General features: G+C 60.8%; 12 protein-coding genes. 9 read left to right on the top strand and 3 right to left on the bottom strand.

The genetic code is table 11. From position 1 onward, the window contains the following. Positions 1 to 208 precede the first annotated feature (208 nt). Both H6A07_RS06390 and H6A07_RS06385 read left to right on the top strand, forming a co-directional pair. Positions 209 to 670, top strand: a complete 462-nt coding sequence (locus H6A07_RS06390) for a hypothetical protein (RefSeq protein WP_239471113.1) — start codon at positions 209 to 211, stop codon at positions 668 to 670. 44 nt (positions 671 to 714) lie between these two features. Then, the gene (locus H6A07_RS06385) at positions 715 to 3,942 is read left to right on the top strand and encodes a GmrSD restriction endonuclease domain-containing protein (protein ID WP_204814098.1); all 3,228 of its coding nucleotides are present in this window, start codon (positions 715 to 717) and stop codon (positions 3,940 to 3,942) included. Positions 3,943 to 4,001: 59 nt separating this feature from the next. On the opposite strand, the gene H6A07_RS06380 is transcribed toward H6A07_RS06385, so the two are convergent. Both H6A07_RS06380 and H6A07_RS06375 read right to left on the bottom strand, forming a co-directional pair. Beyond that, positions 4,002 to 4,820, bottom strand: a complete 819-nt coding sequence (locus H6A07_RS06380; protein ID WP_204814097.1) for a hypothetical protein — start codon at positions 4,818 to 4,820, stop codon at positions 4,002 to 4,004. Between the two features lie 104 nt (positions 4,821 to 4,924). Then, positions 4,925 to 6,310, bottom strand: coding sequence for a hypothetical protein (locus H6A07_RS06375; RefSeq protein WP_204814096.1), 1,386 nt, complete (start codon positions 6,308 to 6,310; stop codon positions 4,925 to 4,927). Between the two features lie 162 nt (positions 6,311 to 6,472). On the opposite strand from H6A07_RS06375, the gene H6A07_RS06370 reads away from it, so the two are divergent. Then, positions 6,473 to 6,895: a DUF1016 N-terminal domain-containing protein gene (locus H6A07_RS06370; RefSeq protein WP_204814095.1), complete on the top strand. Its 423-nt coding sequence runs from the start codon at positions 6,473 to 6,475 to the stop codon at positions 6,893 to 6,895. Positions 6,896 to 6,898: 3 nt separating this feature from the next. Here the strand turns inward: H6A07_RS06370 and H6A07_RS06365 are convergent, their stop codons facing one another. Next, the gene (locus tag H6A07_RS06365) at positions 6,899 to 7,816 is read right to left on the bottom strand and encodes an Abi family protein (protein WP_204814094.1); all 918 of its coding nucleotides are present in this window, start codon (positions 7,814 to 7,816) and stop codon (positions 6,899 to 6,901) included. A gap of 523 nt (positions 7,817 to 8,339) precedes the next feature. Here H6A07_RS06365 and H6A07_RS06360 point away from each other — a divergent pair. The 6 genes from H6A07_RS06360 to H6A07_RS06335 all read left to right on the top strand — a co-directional run bounded on the left by H6A07_RS06360 (position 8,340) and on the right by H6A07_RS06335 (position 16,208). After that, positions 8,340 to 9,119: an ADP-ribosylglycohydrolase family protein gene (locus tag H6A07_RS06360; RefSeq protein ID WP_204814093.1), complete on the top strand. Its 780-nt coding sequence runs from the start codon at positions 8,340 to 8,342 to the stop codon at positions 9,117 to 9,119. A gap of 322 nt (positions 9,120 to 9,441) precedes the next feature. Beyond that, positions 9,442 to 10,185, top strand: coding sequence for a hypothetical protein (locus H6A07_RS06355; RefSeq protein ID WP_204814092.1), 744 nt, complete (start codon positions 9,442 to 9,444; stop codon positions 10,183 to 10,185). A 135-nt stretch (positions 10,186 to 10,320) separates the two neighbouring features. Continuing rightward, the gene (gene baiCD, locus H6A07_RS06350) at positions 10,321 to 12,279 is read left to right on the top strand and encodes a bile acid Fe-S flavoenzyme BaiCD (RefSeq protein WP_204814091.1); all 1,959 of its coding nucleotides are present in this window, start codon (positions 10,321 to 10,323) and stop codon (positions 12,277 to 12,279) included. A 93-nt stretch (positions 12,280 to 12,372) separates the two neighbouring features. Continuing rightward, complete coding sequence (locus tag H6A07_RS06345) at positions 12,373 to 13,113, top strand: SDR family NAD(P)-dependent oxidoreductase (RefSeq protein WP_204814090.1); 741 nt, start codon at positions 12,373 to 12,375, stop codon at positions 13,111 to 13,113. A 401-nt stretch (positions 13,114 to 13,514) separates the two neighbouring features. Then, entirely contained in the window at positions 13,515 to 14,729 is a 1,215-nt protein-coding gene (dpaL, locus tag H6A07_RS06340; protein WP_204814089.1) for a diaminopropionate ammonia-lyase, read from the top strand. 72 nt (positions 14,730 to 14,801) lie between these two features. Continuing rightward, positions 14,802 to 16,208, top strand: a complete 1,407-nt coding sequence (locus tag H6A07_RS06335; protein ID WP_204814088.1) for a YgeY family selenium metabolism-linked hydrolase — start codon at positions 14,802 to 14,804, stop codon at positions 16,206 to 16,208. Positions 16,209 to 16,241 lie beyond the last annotated feature (33 nt).

Below are 16,241 nucleotides of genomic sequence, written 5' to 3'. Positions count from 1 at the left end.
ACGACGAAACTGGAACAAGTATAGTATGCCAGAAATACAAGGATTTTCAATTCGCTTGTGCCAATATGATACAAAGAACTAGAACAGCACAAATCGATAAACAGTATTAATCGAAGATGGCACCTTGTGACACGCCGATAGCCTGTACCCGTGGAATACCGGGCGCAGGCTTTCTCTCTGCCTGCCGAAGAGAAAGGCAGGACCATCTATGGGCGGCGAGGGCGATGGCAAGGTGCGGGGGCTCCAGGAAGCGGGCGGCAAGGCGCCGCAGGGCGAGCCGCAGCAGGCGGCGCAGGAGCCGCTGACGGGCGGCAGCGCGACGGCAACGGGTGCGAACTACGAGGCCCTTCTCGCCGAGCGCGACGTGAAGATTGCCGAGATCGAGAGAGCGATTGCGGAGGCGGCTAAGCCCGCCGAGGCGGCCGAGGCCCTGCGCGCGGAGATGGACGAGCTGCGACGCCAGGGCGAGGAGCAGCGCGTCGAGTTTGAGGTCACGATGGCCGGCGCGAGGAGCATGAGGGCCGCCCGCGTCCTTCTCGACGAGCATGGCGGGGATGTCTCCAAGCTGAAGGAGGCCGAGCCGTGGCTGTTCGAGGGAGCTGCTCCCAGGCAGGGAGGCAAGGCCGGTCTCCCAACGCGGGGGTCGCATCAGACGAGGGCAAGACGATGAAGCGGTGGCGTGAGATTGCGAGCATCGCGGACAAGGAGTAGCAGATGGGCAATAGCATCGCGTCCGCCAAGAACTACACGACCATCCTTGACGAGGTCTATCGGTGCGCGGCGGTCTCCGCGTGCCTGAACAGCCCCCGCTGCATGGTGCGCGCCGGCTGCAATGCCGAGGAGATCATGGTTCCGAAGATTCAGGTCTCGGGTCTCGGAGACTACGCGCGCAACGTTGGTTACAAGACCGGTAGCATCACCTATGAGTTCGAGACCAAGACGTTCAACTACGACCGCGGCATCAAGCCGCCCGCAGTTAATAATCGCTCTGCGCCATTGAGTAAAATGGGCGCATTAATCGCCTTGTCCCTTGGAGTCCACATGAACGCCGGACCACAGTCAATTGTCAGCCTTCTCACCTCCGCTAACCAGCGGATGGTTATTCCTGTCTATCAGCGAGCCTACTCGTGGGATGAGGAGCAGTGCCGGCAGCTCTGGGATGACATTGTCGCCATTGGGCGGCGAAGCTCCGGCACGCACTTCACGGGCTCCGTGGTCATGGTGCTGGGAGGGGAGTTCAGCGCCTCGGGCGTGAATAAGCTCCTGATCATCGATGGCCAGCAGCGCATCACCACGCTCAGTCTACTCATTATCGCGATGGCGGAGTTTGCCCGCGAGCACCCTGACAAGCTGACGCATGTCTCCTACGATGAGATCATCGACAGCGGTTACCTTGTCCTCAAGTATAAGAAGGGGGAGGACCATTACCGTCTCACCCTCTCGCAAGGTGACGAGAAGACGCTCTGCTCCGTTGTCGACCACCTGGAGAATCCGGACATCGAGGTTGTGAGTGGGTCCCACCGAATCGTCGACAACCTCGCCCTCTTCCGGACGTGGCTGAGCAACATTGACGACCCCAACGTAGTCTGGGACGGTATTCAGTGCCTTGAGATTGTTGCTATCACGCTCTCGCAGGGCCAGGACAACCCGCAGCTTATCTTCGAGTCGATGAACTCTACCGGCAAGGATCTCTCCACGGCAGACCTCGTGCGTAACTTCGTGCTTATGGGCCTTCCCATGGACGAGCAGGAGGGCCTCTACGCCAACCACTGGCGCAAGATCGAGGAGACGCTCGGCGCGGACAGCTATGACGAGGTCTTCGACGAGTTCCTGCGTAACTGGCTGACGGTCATCAACGCGCCGACCAGCATCGTCGCGCGTGACGTGTACCGACTGTTCAAGCGTCATGTCATGGACAACGGCTACGACAAGCCTGGGCAGATGGCGGACCTCCTCAAGGAGATTCGTCGCTACGCAGGGCACTACGCGTGCATCACGGCTGGTGCCTGTGAGGACAAGGAGCTGCGCGTTCTTCTCGCTCGCATTCAGAAGCTTGACGTCTCAGTTGTGAACCCGCCGCTCATGTCCTTCTTCGAGGATTATGTCGGCGATGCCCTCTCGCATGACGACTTCGCCTCCATGCTGAGGACCACGGAGAGCTACCTCTTCCGTCGCTCTGTGTGTGACGTCGCGACGAACAGCCTGAACAAGTTCTTCTCGTCCGTGATTGCGCGGCTGAACGCGGTGCGGGACGACGGCGGCAACATTCGTGAGGCCTATGAGGCGATTCTCCTGGGAGAGGAGGGAACGGCTCGACGCATGCCGAGCGACGCAGAGTTCGAGCGGGCGCTCAGGACGCGCGACTGCTACGCGTTCAAACGTGGCTTCTACCTGCTCACCACGCTTGAGAACAGCTGGCACGCGAAGGATCCGCTGGACTTCTCGGGCGGTACCTTCTCCATCGAGCACATCATGCCGCAGAACGCGCTCAACAGTGCGGAGTGGCGCGAGATGCTCGGGGATGACTGCGAGCGCGTCTACGAAGAGCTCATCAACACGCTGGGCAACCTCACGCTCACGGCGTACAACTCTGAACTCTCCGACGCACCTTTCGCGGAGAAGAAGGTGCATCTCAAGGGTGGCTTTGATCAGGACTACCTGGTGATTTCCAAGGAGCTGCATGACCTGGACGTGTGGGATGAGGACGCTATCCGCGGACGTGCCGAGCGGCTGGCAGAGCGTGCTCTCGAGGTCTGGCCGTTCCCGGAGCTGAGTGCTGACGTCGTGGCGTCGTATAAGCCAGTCAAGAAGGCCGCGCCCGCGATGAAGTCCATGACGTTCAGAGCGGTCTGCACCATGGCGCAGATTGCCCCGGGGACCGAGCTGGTTGCTAGCGAGGGCGACCGTGCCGTTGTTGCCACGGTGACCGACGACTACGGCATTCGCCTCTTCAACGGGGATGTTCTCAACAGCCCCTCACGCGCGGCGACGCGGGTGAAGGAGCTCGTGACCGGGAAGTATGTTGCCGCCAACGGGTGGAGGTACTGGCGCGTGGGGGAGAGCGGTCCGCTGCTCTATGACGTGCGGGCGAAGTGTCTTGCGGAGGTTACGAATCCCAACCTTAAGTCGCTCTTCTGGGACGGCTTCTACGACTATTGCGCCGAGCGACAGGACTTTGTGTCCGCGTATGCCGACCCGTCGGGTCGGGCAGAGAACAACGGGTGGTATGCGACGTTCGGGCTGGGCATGCGGGGCGTTCATGCGACGGCGTACTTCGCGCAGCGTGATGGTTGGGTTGGCGTGAATCTGTGGTTCACGGATGCGTCGCTGTACGAGGGGCTTGTTGCGCGCAGTGCGGAGGTCGACGCGCTGCTTGCCGATCTTGGCGGGAAGATCTCCTGGCGCGAGCCGAGCGAGAAGACGCGCGAACTGCAGGTGCGACTGGATGCGGACGTGAGCTCCGAGCACTGGGATGGGCTGTATGGATGGCTTGTGAGCGGGCTGCTTCGGATGCGTGCGGCGGCGAAGATGCTGAGAGTCGAGAGCAATGGCGCCAGGGAGGAACGTCGCGATCCTGTGAATCAGCTCGGAGAGTCTGACTTTGATGAGCCCGGTATCCTCATCAAGATCTCTAACGTCAACCCCTCGGAAATGAGTGCCCAGGAGCTGTACGACAGGGTGCGTGGTAATTGGCGAATCGGTCTTACGAGAGCGCGCAATGCCAAGCTTGCTTTTGGTGTCTGTGACGGCCGCATTGTCGAGGTCTACCGCATCGATGAGTGGCTTCCTGTGGGGCAGGATGAGGCTTCAGAGTCCGGGGACAGCCGTTACCAGTTTGTCGGACGTCTTGCTAGCGACGAGCTGCGTGAGCGCTACAAGGGTCAAATCGTTGAGGATCTAGCGCAAGGACAGAATCCGATTAGGTATGTTGGTGGGGTGTAGATAGAAATGTTGAAGGGAGATGGCTATTCCTTCGAAACCCTACCTTCTATGAGGAAAGCTCATATCCGAAGTTTCTTTGTGTTGGCAACATCGCCTAAGGCGGCCCTTGCCTCGTCTTTAGAGAGGGCTGTTCCAATTATGGACAGCGTTTTCAGGGATTCTTTTGAAGCGGATTCTCCAGTTATTATCTTATGAATCGAAGAGAGTATTGCGTTTTCTAGTTCTTGACGAGTGGATTGAATGAAGCCCATTTCAAGAGACTTGCAGTGCTCCAATACATCTCTTTCCAGCGTTGACTTATCTAATATTTGATTTAACACTGGGTCGTCTTGCCAGATTACGGGATGATCGGCATTCCAGCATTTCTTTAAGTAGTAAAGCGATCTTCCGGAGAAGAGCCGAAGGGTATCATATTGTGACCAGAGGTCTTCACCAAGATAGGGCCGATGCTCTTCAAGCAAATCACTATCGAATAATTCGGTTAGTGTTTCTTCAATCAGGTTCTGCGAAAGACCTCCTGCGGCCTCTAATAGGTCGCCTTTCCTTTCGCTGGGATACAGGATTCGATCAATTAGTTCACAGGGTTCTGAGATCTTTCTAAGTGTGAGGACATGCTTCCATGCCTCTCCTACTGCCCTAGCTTGAAGTTCTATAGTAAGCGACTGGCTTTTTGCCTGTTGAGATAGCACAGACTGGATTGACGAGCTTTGTCTCGATAGTTGCTCCCGGTTCTCGCCTATCCTGTTCTCGAGCTCAGCATCTTTTTTCTTGAGTTTGGCTGAGCTGATATAAGTGACAACTCCTGTTACTAAAACAGTGAGAATAGATATGGCAAGCTCAACAATGTGACTGGATAGAAGATTGAGAAAGTCTTGCATATCAGTGCTCCCGATCGTACTGAGTACACGGCGGATATATCGAATCTATCCTATCTATTTGAAGTATTTCAGGCCACTCGGCGTCCCTTGTCTATTTCGCTGTCTTATGAGTTTGCATAGTGCTTCGTTATTTCCCATCGTGCGACATTGAGAAAGCTCGACTGCTCGAATCCATCGATAGTCTCTGTTGATAGGCCTAGACGCTTCATGAGGATGAAGTACGCGAGGGTGATTTGTGCATAGTAATGGTCAATGCGGAGATGGGGGTTCTCGTCAGATTCAATTCCGTGCGCGCCGCTGATTCTCAGACTGTATTGCTCGTTTCTAAACTTTGACCATCGGGGAAGGAGGCGCTGGCTCCAAGGTTTAGCCTCTTCGTATGCCTCCTTGAGCATTTGGTTGTAGGAGGGTTTGTCGAGTTGGCTGAGGAGGCCTTTGACGCGCTCACTAATCTCGTCGTCGGCAGAAGCGACGATAGGTTCAATAAGCTCCTCAAGCGCTTCTTTGTCATAAAGCGGTGGTCTGTTAGCTCGTATCAGTGACTCGAACATGGTCGTTGCGGCCAGAAGCTCCAAATCAAGTGGCATGTTCCAAGATCCGAGAAGCGAAGCGAGCATTTCTGCAGCGTGCTGTTCGTCTCCACTCAAGTCGAACCAACTCTGGGCCAGTTTCTGAAGACCGTCTCTGCTGAGTTGGTGTAGCTGAATCGGTGGTTGCGCGGATAGTTTGGCAACTCGATTGGTATTCGCGGAGCTCCGATATACGTGAATCCACCTATCCTCACGTTTCTGTCTCACCTTTGCTGAAGCTACCTCGGGATAGGTTCCAAAACAGAAGGCGAATAGAGATTGGAGCTTCCATAGGTCTGTGCGCCAGATTTCATCAAGAGTCTTTCCATATAGATACTCGATACAGACATGACAGTAATATGAGATAGATAGTCCCGAAGAGTTCGTTTGCGGTCTGTTGATGCCTACTCGAATTTCTATGCAGGTGTTCGAAGAAATGAGAAGTGGAAGTGACAGGCGACCTTTGTCATAGTCGAATGTGCAGGTGCTGTCTTTACGTATGGGGCTGTAGCTGATTCCGAGCCAGTCACGCAGAAATTGGATATCGAACTGGGCTGACAGCATTGGGGCGGCAGGGTCGAACTCGCTTCTTGACTCGAGGACTGTTGGCGCTTCAAGCGTCTCATGCGTCGATCCGGGAAAGGATCCTCCCACCCCATTTGAAAGAACGTTGTAGAGGGCGAGCTTCGTCCCATCTTGAGTGATGCCAAATAAATAGTCATATCTCCTTGAGGAGATGCCCTCCACGTATCTGCCAGTTGTTATTAATTCTCTTGTTTTGCTTATATCCCCAAAAGGTATCTCTAGAGTAGCTCCATTGGTTTTTGAAAAGCGACAGACGCCCTCTTCACTGAATTTCCCCTCGTAAAGCTCTTCCCAGCTTGTGTCCCAGAGGGCAGTTTTCCAAGTCTTATCGTTCATGAGTCTCCAACCTTAGGAGGGCTGTTAGTTATTATCTACCCGCAGGATCACATCTAACTGAATTGCGATGAGGAGTGTTTTCCAGCGCAAGCGCGAGCGCTAATTGTTGTCCGGTGCCTAGGCGACACTGAACCTGAGGAAGTCTCTCGGGAAGGTGCCGCCATGGCAGAATCGATTATCAAGAACGACCCTGAGTACCTGGCTTGGGTGCAAGAGCTGAGCGAGAGGTATCGCCGCAGCCAGATTAAGGCGGCGGTTTCGGTAAACCGTGAGATGCTGCTGTACTACTGGCAGTTGGGAAAAGACATTGCCGAGTTGCACGCCGAGAGTCGGTGGGGCTCGGGATTCTTCGAAACACTGAGCAGGGATCTTAAGAAGGAGATTCCGGACGCCAAGGGCTTCTCGCCGCGCAACCTTCGGTACATGAAGCGCTTCTATGAGCTGCAGCATGAGGCGGCGAACAGCCTTTCGACTATACGTTTCCGCCCCAACAATCAGCATCTCCCCGCTCATAATGAGATTGGGTACAGGCTTCGCTTTTCTTGGTCCGGGGTACTGCTGCCGACGTGTTTTGAGGTCGAATAGTTTCTAGCTTTGATTGGCAAACTTAACGCCCATCTCTGTGTTGATCTGAACGAGGACTTCCGTACTGATTCTCCCTTGGTAAGCCCGGATGAGCGAATTGAGAGTGTCGATCATTGCTTGTGTATCCTCTTCGGGGAGAACAACACATAGTTCATCAAACATATCCGCGAAGCGAGCTCCTTTTACTGTGGCGCAGTAGAGTCTCTCGTCATGAGCACAGATGTTTCTATACCCAACGAGAACGTCGAACGCTCTCAGGAGGTCATGAGGGTTGAGTCGGACACCTCTTCCGGAGATTTCGCCGACGATCCTGCAGGCTGCGTTCTGAACGCCTCTCTTTTGGAGTTGGTAGAAGTGAGCGATATTGCCGAAGGTTAGGTCATTCTGAAGAACCCAGAGGGGAACCTTTCCATAGCTGTTGAGATAGTGCTTCACGAAGGGTCGCATCTTCTTCTTGTTGGTGAGCTTTCCGTTCAGGATCTTCATGAGGTTGGCCATGTTTGTTGCGTGCTCTTCGGCTTTGTTTCCTTGGTAGGACTTTGGCACCAACATGTCCCTTGCCGAGGTGTAGTTCGATCGTTCGAGGTAGGCTTCCGCGTTCCGATTCTTCTCACAGAAGGCGTAGACGGCTGCGTTCTTGAGCGCAGACTCCGCGGCGGTTAGGTAGGGGAACGTTGACTCCCTCAGATTCCGGTCAAACATAAAGAGGTCATATATCTGCTGGAAGGTTGTACCTTCGAGATAGACGTCGTCGGCGGAAGACTTCATTGCTTCTCTGTCAAGGAATGGGGCTTTGTATCCATTGATGATGGCGTAGTAGCTCTCTCGCTTGATTGCCGCCGCCGTCTTGTTGTCCGTGACAATCCCGCGACTTTCCATGAGCTCAACGAGCTGGTCAATAGTCTTGAATTCCTTGGCCATGGTGACCCCCTCGTAAGTCAAAGGGCCGCTACCGGACAAGCCCGGCAGCGACCCTTCTTTGTCACCGCCTCACGTAGAGTCCACGGCGACTGCATCACTGCTCTTATAATACCCGCGACGCTGATGCGGTCAAGAAATCTTTACATCCGGCTGGATATGAACGTGTTTGGGCATCTGGCCGTCAATGAAAGCTGCGGGGACAGGTAATCTTGCAACAGGTTGTTGCACAATTCCTGACGCCAAGTTTCTCCCACAAGTTGCGGGAGAATTGTTCTTGGTCTTATGAACTAAGCTACAGCGTATATGGGTGCCAGGGCAGTCCCGAACACGATGGTTACTGGGGGATTGATTGCCACAACTTGTGGCAGATTTTGTCGCTCTTATCGATATGTCTCGTGCTTCCATTTCTGGCAGGCGCCACAACGTCGAACATTTTATAGCGGTACCATATCCAATGTCTGCTCTGGATTGATGTCCGTTGAGTGCCTATGATGGGCAGGCCGTTGATAAAGAGGAGGCTGGCGTGGCAAGAACACTTCGCGACTGCGTCTACGGCCAGGCGGTGGCCGACGCGCTGGGAGTGCCGTACGAGTTCCGTCCGCGGGGCTCGTTCCGCTGTACGGACATGGTCGGACACGGCAGTCACGACCAGCCGGCGGGTACGTGGAGCGACGACACGTCGATGACGCTTGCGATCTGCGACAGCTGCCGTGAGCTGGGTCGCATTGACGTCGATGACATCCGAGGGCGCTTCGTGCGATGGTACCGCGAGGGCGCCTATACGGTCGACGGGCTCTTTGACATCGGCAACGCCACGCGCGAGGCGCTCGAGCGCGGGCACGGTCTTACGGGGGAGTGGGATAACGGCAACGGCTCGCTCATGCGCACGGTCCCGCTCGCGTTCACCGACGCCACCGACGATGAGGTGCGCGCCGTCTCCGCGATCACGCACGCGCACCCGACCTCGACGGAGGCGTGCGTCGCCATGGTGCATATCGCGCGGGACCTCATCGCCGGTGCGAGCCCGACGGACGTGGCAGGTGACGTCGCCGCGCGCCCCGTTGACGAGATCCGCTCCGGGGGCTTCGTGCGCGACACCTTTGACGCTGCGCTCTGGTGTCTGGCCAACACGTCGAGCTACGCCGAGTGCGCGCTCGCCGCGGTGAACCTCGGGGACGACGCGGACACCACGGCCGCCGTTGCCGGCGCGCTCGCCGGCATCGTCTACGGCATCGAGGGGATTCCGTCCGAGTGGCTCGACAAGCTGCGGGGCACGGGCGTCATCGAGAGCTGCCTGTTCTGAAGGCCTGGTGCGCGTCCGCGCAAACGAGCGGCGCACACTCAGGTGGAGCTTGCGGACGTTTTTCTCGCCATTCGAGGCCGGAAACGTCTGTAAGCTCCACTTGAGCCGGGACGCTGAGCCGCAGCTACGCACACTTCTCGGTGTTGTGGTCGTGGTTCCTCTCATCCTCGAATGGCGCCCGTCCCCAAATACTTTGACGAAAGATAATAAAAAAACGAAAACGGATAAAATAACGAAAACGACGAGACTGGTAGGCGGCGCCAAGCGGCTGCTAACGTGACGCTCGGGGAGCGACACCGTCCAGCTCGAGAAAGGCAAGACAATGGGTGAGGAGCGAGCGCGTCCCAACCGACGCTCAATGCAGATCGTCGAGCCGACCGATGACGAGAAGAGCGCGGCGCAGGCGGCCCGGACGTTCGGGCGCTCCTTTGCCCATGACAGCACCGCCCTCGGGATGGCCGCCTTCGCCCTGGTCGCCTTCATCGTCCTCGTCATCGTCGTCGCAACCGCCGTCAGCGGCGTCACGAACGGCGAGTATGGCGAGCGGGACCTCACGTGGCTCGCCGTAATCGGCATCCCCGCGTTCGTCGTGTTCGCCGCGCTCGCGCTAGCGGCGGTCCTTGTCGCGCGCCATCACTACCTGCACCCGGAAAAGCGGGACGTGTTCGCAGCCGGCGGGCACCTCTTCAGCACCTCGTTCATCCGCGACAAGCAGCGGCACAAGGACGGCCTCGGAATCGTCCGCATCAACGTTATCAGGATCGCCGACTGCACCGGGTTTCACAACAGGAAGGACAGGACGGTCTGGATCCTCCCGAACCCCGGCGCGCGCATCCACGACGTGTGGCGGCGCGGCAAGCGCTGGGAGGACGAGCGCGAGCTGTGCCGCGCCCTCCTGGAGAGGGGCATACCGAGCGGCGCGGACACGGACCCGTTCTTTGGCGTGGACGAGCAGTACCGAGGATTTCTCGAGCGCATCGGCGTGCGGGTGGAGGAGACGACCAAGCCCGTCGACTTCCTGGCCGGGACATGGAAGCCGGTGAAGGACGACATCCACGACTGGTAGCTACGCGGCACTATGCTGCGCGCTCGCCGAGTGACGTCGCGCCCTACGCCGAGCGCTGTGCGGTCCCCGCGTTCTTCTCGCCCGTTGCTGGGTAGGGTAGGGGGAGCCTACGCATCCTGCCCGGAGGGAGGCTCCATGTTCGACAAGCTGTTCTCGCCTATCACGGTCCGGGGGCTCGAGCTGCCCAACCGCGTTGTCATGTCGGCGATGGGCACGCACGAGTCCGCAGCGAGCGAAGACGGCAAGTCGGTGACGCAGAAGCTCATCGACTTCCACGTGGCGCGCGCCAAGGGCGGCTGCGGCCTCAACACCACGGAGGTCTGCTCCGTCGACGTGGCGAGCTCGCCCAGGGGCTTCCTCTCCATCGCCGAGGACAAGTTCGTCCCCGGCCTCACCAAGCTCTGCGACGCCGTGCACGAGGCGGGCGGGCACATAGCCGTGCAGCTCTGGCAGGGCGCGCTCGCCGTTGGCAGCGACCCCACCGCGCAGATGCTCGTGCCCTCCGACATGCCCATGTCCCCCGAGTTCACGCTGCCGGGCATCACGGTCGAGCGCATCCACGAGGTCATCGACGCCTACGGTGCCGCTGCGGCGCGTGCCGTGGCCGCCGGCTTCGACGCCGTCGAGTTCCACTGCGCGCACACCTACCTGCCGCACTCGTTCCTCTCCGGCGGCATCAACCACCGCACCGACGAGTGGGGCGGCAGCCTGGAGAACCGCATGCGCTTCCCGCTTGCGTGCATAGACGCCATCCGCGCCAACATCCCCGAGGACATGCCGCTCTTCATGCGTATCGGCTGGCAGGACGACTACCTCGAGGGCGGCCTCACGCCCGAGGAGGTCATCGAGTTCTGCAGGCGCGCGGGCGAGCACGGGGTCGACGTCCTCAACGTCTCGCGCGGCAACATCCTCTCGGCAGCCCTCATCTACGAGACGCCCCCGGTGGACCTCCCCAACGGCTTCAACGTTGAGCCGGCGGCGCGCATCCGTCGCGAGACCGGCATGCTCACCATGCCCTGCGGGCGCATCAACCGCCCCGAGCTCGCCGAGCAGATCCTCGACGAGGACAAGGCGGACCTCGTGGTCATGGCGCGCTCCCAGCTGGCCGACGCCGACTTCTGCAACAAGGCCAAGGCGGGCGAGCTGGCGTCCATCAAGTACTGCGTTGGCTGCGACCAGGGCTGCTACGACTACTTCTACCGCGCGCTCGCCGACCCCTCGATCGAGCACATCACCTGCCTGCGCAACCCTGCGCTCTTTGAGGAGCGCGCCATGGCGCTCGAGCCCGTGGCGGAGCCCCAGCGCGTGCTCGTCGCGGGCGGCGGCATCGCTGGCATCGAGGCGGCGGAGGACCTGGTCAAGCGCGGGTGCACGCCCATCCTCTGCGAGGCGTCCGACCGCCTGGGCGGCCAGTTCGCGCTCGCCGGCGTCGCGCCGCGCAAGGGCGACTTCACCTACGCGTGCGACAGGGCGATCAAGAACCTGGAGGACCTCGGCGTTGACATCCGCCTCAACACGCCCGTGACGCCCGAGCTCATCGACGAGGTGGCTCCCGATGCCGTCATCGTGGCGATTGGCTCGGAGCCCGTCGTGCCCGGCATCCCTGGCGCGGACGGCGACAACGTCATCGACGCACGCGAGGTCCTCTCCGGCGCCGAGCTCCCCGAGGGCGACGTCGCCATCATCGGCGGCGGGCTCGTGGGCGTCGAGGTGGCCGAGCACCTTGCCGGGCGGGGCCGCGCGTCCACGGTGATCGAGATGCGCGACGCGATTCTCGTCGAGATGGGGGAGATGCGCAAGACCGCCACGCAGATGTCGCTCGCCCAGGAGCCCATCACGGTTCTCACCAACGCCACCTGCACCGCCATCGCGGACGGCGCGGTGACGGTAAAGGTGGACGGTGCCGAGAAGAACGTGCCCGCCGACGTGGTCATCATGGCGGTGGGCTCCAGGCCGCGCCCGACCGACAACCTCAGGGCGGCGTGCGAGGCGCGGGGCATCCCGTGCGCCGTGGTGGGCGACGCCAAGGAGGCGCCGCGCCTGGCGCTCGACGCCATCCGCGAGGCGTATCAGGCGGTGCTCGACATCGCGTGACGGCCCCGGCCGCTCGTTCTTCTCGCCCCTCCTGCCCCTGCCTGATCGGGCAGGGGCAGTCCCAACCAACCCCACGGAGAAGGGACAATCGCTATGCTGCTCAAGGGAAAGACCGCCGTCGTTACCGGAGGCTCGCGCGGGATTGGCCTCGTCATCGTGAAGCGCTTCCTGGAGGAGGGCGCCAACGTGGCGCTCTGCGGGAGCCGCGAGGAGACCGCCCAGAAGGCGCTCGACGGCATCCTGGCCGAAAACCCCGACGCTCCCGTCATGGCCATCTGGCCGAACGTCTCCGACGAGGCCGAGCTCGAGGCGGCCTTCCGCCAGGTGGCGGAGCGCTTTGGCGGGCTCGACATCGTGTGCAATAACGCCGGCATCTCTCAGTCCACGCCGCTCGACGCCTACACGTCCGAGGAGTTTGACAAAATCATCGACATCAACGTCAAGGGCGTGCTCAACGGCTGCCAGGCGGCGTCGCGCGTGCTCGGCGAGGGTGGCGTCATCATCAACACGAGTTCCATGGTGAGCAAGATGGGCCAGCCCTCCGGCGTTGCCTATCCCATGAGCAAGTTCGCGGTGAACGGCATCACCATCTCGCTCGCGCGCGAGCTGGGGCCGCGTGGCATCCGCGTGAACGCCGTCGCGCCGGGCGTCACGGCTACGGACATGGTGGCGAGCCTGCCCGAGGAGGCCATCGCCCCCATTGCGGCGGCCATCCCGCTGGGGCGTGTGGGCCAGCCCGAGGACGTGGCCAACGCCTTCGTCTACCTGGCGAGCGACCTCGCGTCCTACGTGACGGGCGAGGTCCTGGCCGTCGACGGCGGCATGACGGTGTAGGTGCCGGCCGATAGCGTGCGCGGGCCCGGGAGCCGAGTGGCGCTCCCGGGCTCTTCTTTACCGCTGAAAACCCTCTTGCGGCCGGACGTTCTTCTCGCCCATCTGCGTTCTGCCGAGACGGAGCGACTGCAGAAAACGGTTGAGAAATCGCGGCCTTTTTCTGCAATTGCTCCGTCTCGGTGAGAGGGGCGCGCCAGATCGGGCGAGAAGAACGAACGGGCCGTGTGGTGGTCGTGAAGTGGACCTTCTCGGCCGACCGTTCGCCGCGTCAAAAACACCGCCTGCGGCATCCCGAAAATTCCCCTTGAAACGCCCTTGAAATGTGCCACCATATGCAGTAACAAACTTTCTGTTTGGTAAGCAAACAAAAAGTTGGTAGGCGCCGAAGCAAGGAGGAAGCGTTGAGCGAGAAGATCAAGTGGGTCGCCAACAAGATGCCCAAGAGCGACGACCGCCACCTTGGCATTATGTCCCTCGAGAACGTGGAGGCGGCGCGCAGCTTCCACCAGAGCTTCCCGCAGTACGACGTCACCCCGCTCGCCAAGCTCGACGCGCTGGCGGCGGATCTCGGCCTCAAGAACCTGGCCGTGAAGGACGAGTCCTACCGCTTTGGCCTCAACGCCTTCAAGGTGCTCGGCGGCTCCTTCGCCATGGCCAACTATATTGCAGGCAAGATCGGCCGCCCGGTTTCCGACATGACCTACGACTACCTCACGAGCGACGAGCTGGCGCGCGATTTCGGCCAGGCCACATTCTTCACCGCCACCGACGGCAACCACGGGCGTGGCGTGGCCTGGGCTGCCAACAAGCTGGGCCAGAAGGCCGTCGTGCACATGCCCAAGGGCAGCGTGAAGAGCCGCTTTGACAACATCGCCGCCGAGGGCGCCGAGGTCACGATCGAGGACGTCAACTACGACGAGTGCGTCCGCATGGCCGCCGCCGAGGCCGAGGCCTGCGAGAACGGCGTCATCGTGCAGGACACCGCCTGGGACGGCTACGAGGAGATCCCGTCCTGGATCATGGAGGGCTACGGCACCATGGCCTCCGAGGCGGCCGAGCAGTACGCGGCGGCCGGCGTGGAGCGCCCGACGCACGTCTTCGTGCAGGCCGGCGTGGGCAGCCTGGCCGGCGGCGTGGTGGGCTACTTCACCAACCTCTTCCCCGACAACCCGCCCACCTTCGTGGTGATGGAGGCCGACACCGCGGCCTGCCTCTACAAGGGCGCGCTCGCCGGCGACGGCGAGCCGCGCATCGTGGACGGCGACATGCCCACGATCATGGCGGGCCTGGCCTGCGGCGAGCCCAACACGCTGGGCTGGGACATCCTGCGCAACCACGTGTCCGTGTTCGTGAGCTGCCCCAACTGGGTGGCCGCCAAGGGCATGCGCGTGCTCGGCGCGCCCAAGAAGGGCGACCCGCGCGTCATCTCCGGCGAGTCCGGAGCCGTGGGCGCGGGCCTGGTCACGACCCTCATGGAGTCCGACGAGTACGCCGACCTGCGCGAGGCCATCGGGCTGGACGAGACGAGCTCCGTGCTGCTCTTCTCGACCGAGGGTGACACGGACCCGGTCAACTACCGCAAGGTCGTGTGGGACGGCGCGTACCCCGCCGAGTAGGGGAGAGCGAGAAGGACGCGGTTCTTCTCGGCAGATTCTGGTAACGAGGGCGTCAGAAAGGACGTGGGCACCATGGCCAAGGAACTGGATTTCGAGCAGATCAAGAGCGCGGCGGAGGCGTACGGCAAGGACATGACCGCGTTCCTGCGCGCGATGATCTCCCATCCGAGTGAGTCCTGCGAGGAGGGCGAGGTCGTGGCCTGCATCAAGGCCGAGATGGAGAAGCTCGGCTTTGACAAGGTGGAGGTCGACGGCCTGGGCAACGTGATCGGCTGGATGGGCGAGGGCGACAAGATCATCGCCATCGACTCCCACATCGACACCGTGGGCATCGGCAACCGTGACAACTGGGAGGCCGACCCCTACGAGGGCTACGAGACCGATGACATCATCTACGGCCGTGGCGGCTCCGACCAGGAGGGTGGCATGGCCAGCGCCACCTACGCGGCCAAGATGATGAAGGACCTGGGCCTCATTCCCGAGGGCTACAAGATCATGGTCGTGGGCTCCGTCCAGGAGGAGGACTGCGACGGCATGTGCTGGCAGTACATCGTCAACAAGTACTTCGACGGTCCCGAGGACGCCCGCGAGAAGATCGAGTTCGTGATCTCCACCGAGCCCACCGACGGTGGCATCTACCGCGGTCACCGCGGCCGCATGGAGATCCGCGTGGACGTCCACGGCGTCTCCTGCCACGGCTCGGCGCCCGACCGCGGCGACAACGCCATCTACAAGATGGCCGACATCATCGCCGACGTCCGCGCCCTCAACAACAACGGCTGCGACGAGTCCACCGACATCAAGGGCCTCGTCAAGATGCTCGACCCCAAGTACAACCCCGAGCACTTCGAGGACGCGCGCTTCCTGGGTCGCGGCACCTGCACCGTGTCGCAGATCTTCTACACCTCGCCCAGCCGCTGCGCCGTGGCCGACTCCTGCGCGATTTCCATCGACCGCCGCATGACCGCCGGTGAGACCTGGGACTCCTGCCTCCAGGAGATCCGCGACCTGCCGAGCGTCAAGAAGTACGGCGACGACGTCAAGGTCTCCATGTACATGTACGACCGCCCGAGCTGGAAGGGCACCGTCTACGAGACCGAGGCCTACTTCCCCACGTGGATCAACGCCGAGAGCGCGGCCCACGTCCAGGCCCTCGTCGACGCGCACCACGCGCTCTATGGCGACGAGCGCATCGGATGTGCGGCCTCCATGGACAAGCGCGCCGGCCGTCCGCTGACCGACAAGTGGACCTTCTCGACCAACTGCGTCTCCATCCAGGGCCGCTACGGCATCCCGTGCGTGGGCTTTGGCCCCGGAGCCGAGAGCCAGGCGCACGCGCCCAACGAGGTCACCTACAAGCAGGACCTCGTGACCTGCGCCGCGCTCTACACCGCCGCGCTCAACCTCTACGACCCGTCCAAGAAGACCGGCGACGTCACCGTCTTCCGCGCCGGCGCGACTGACAACGACATCAAGTAAGAAAGAGCCGCGACCTCACGTCCTTCTCGCCAA

The organism is Olsenella uli (assembly GCF_016899935.1).
Lineage (GTDB): Bacteria > Actinomycetota > Coriobacteriia > Coriobacteriales > Atopobiaceae > Thermophilibacter > Thermophilibacter uli_B.
This window is presented reverse-complemented; position numbering and strand designations above follow the sequence as displayed.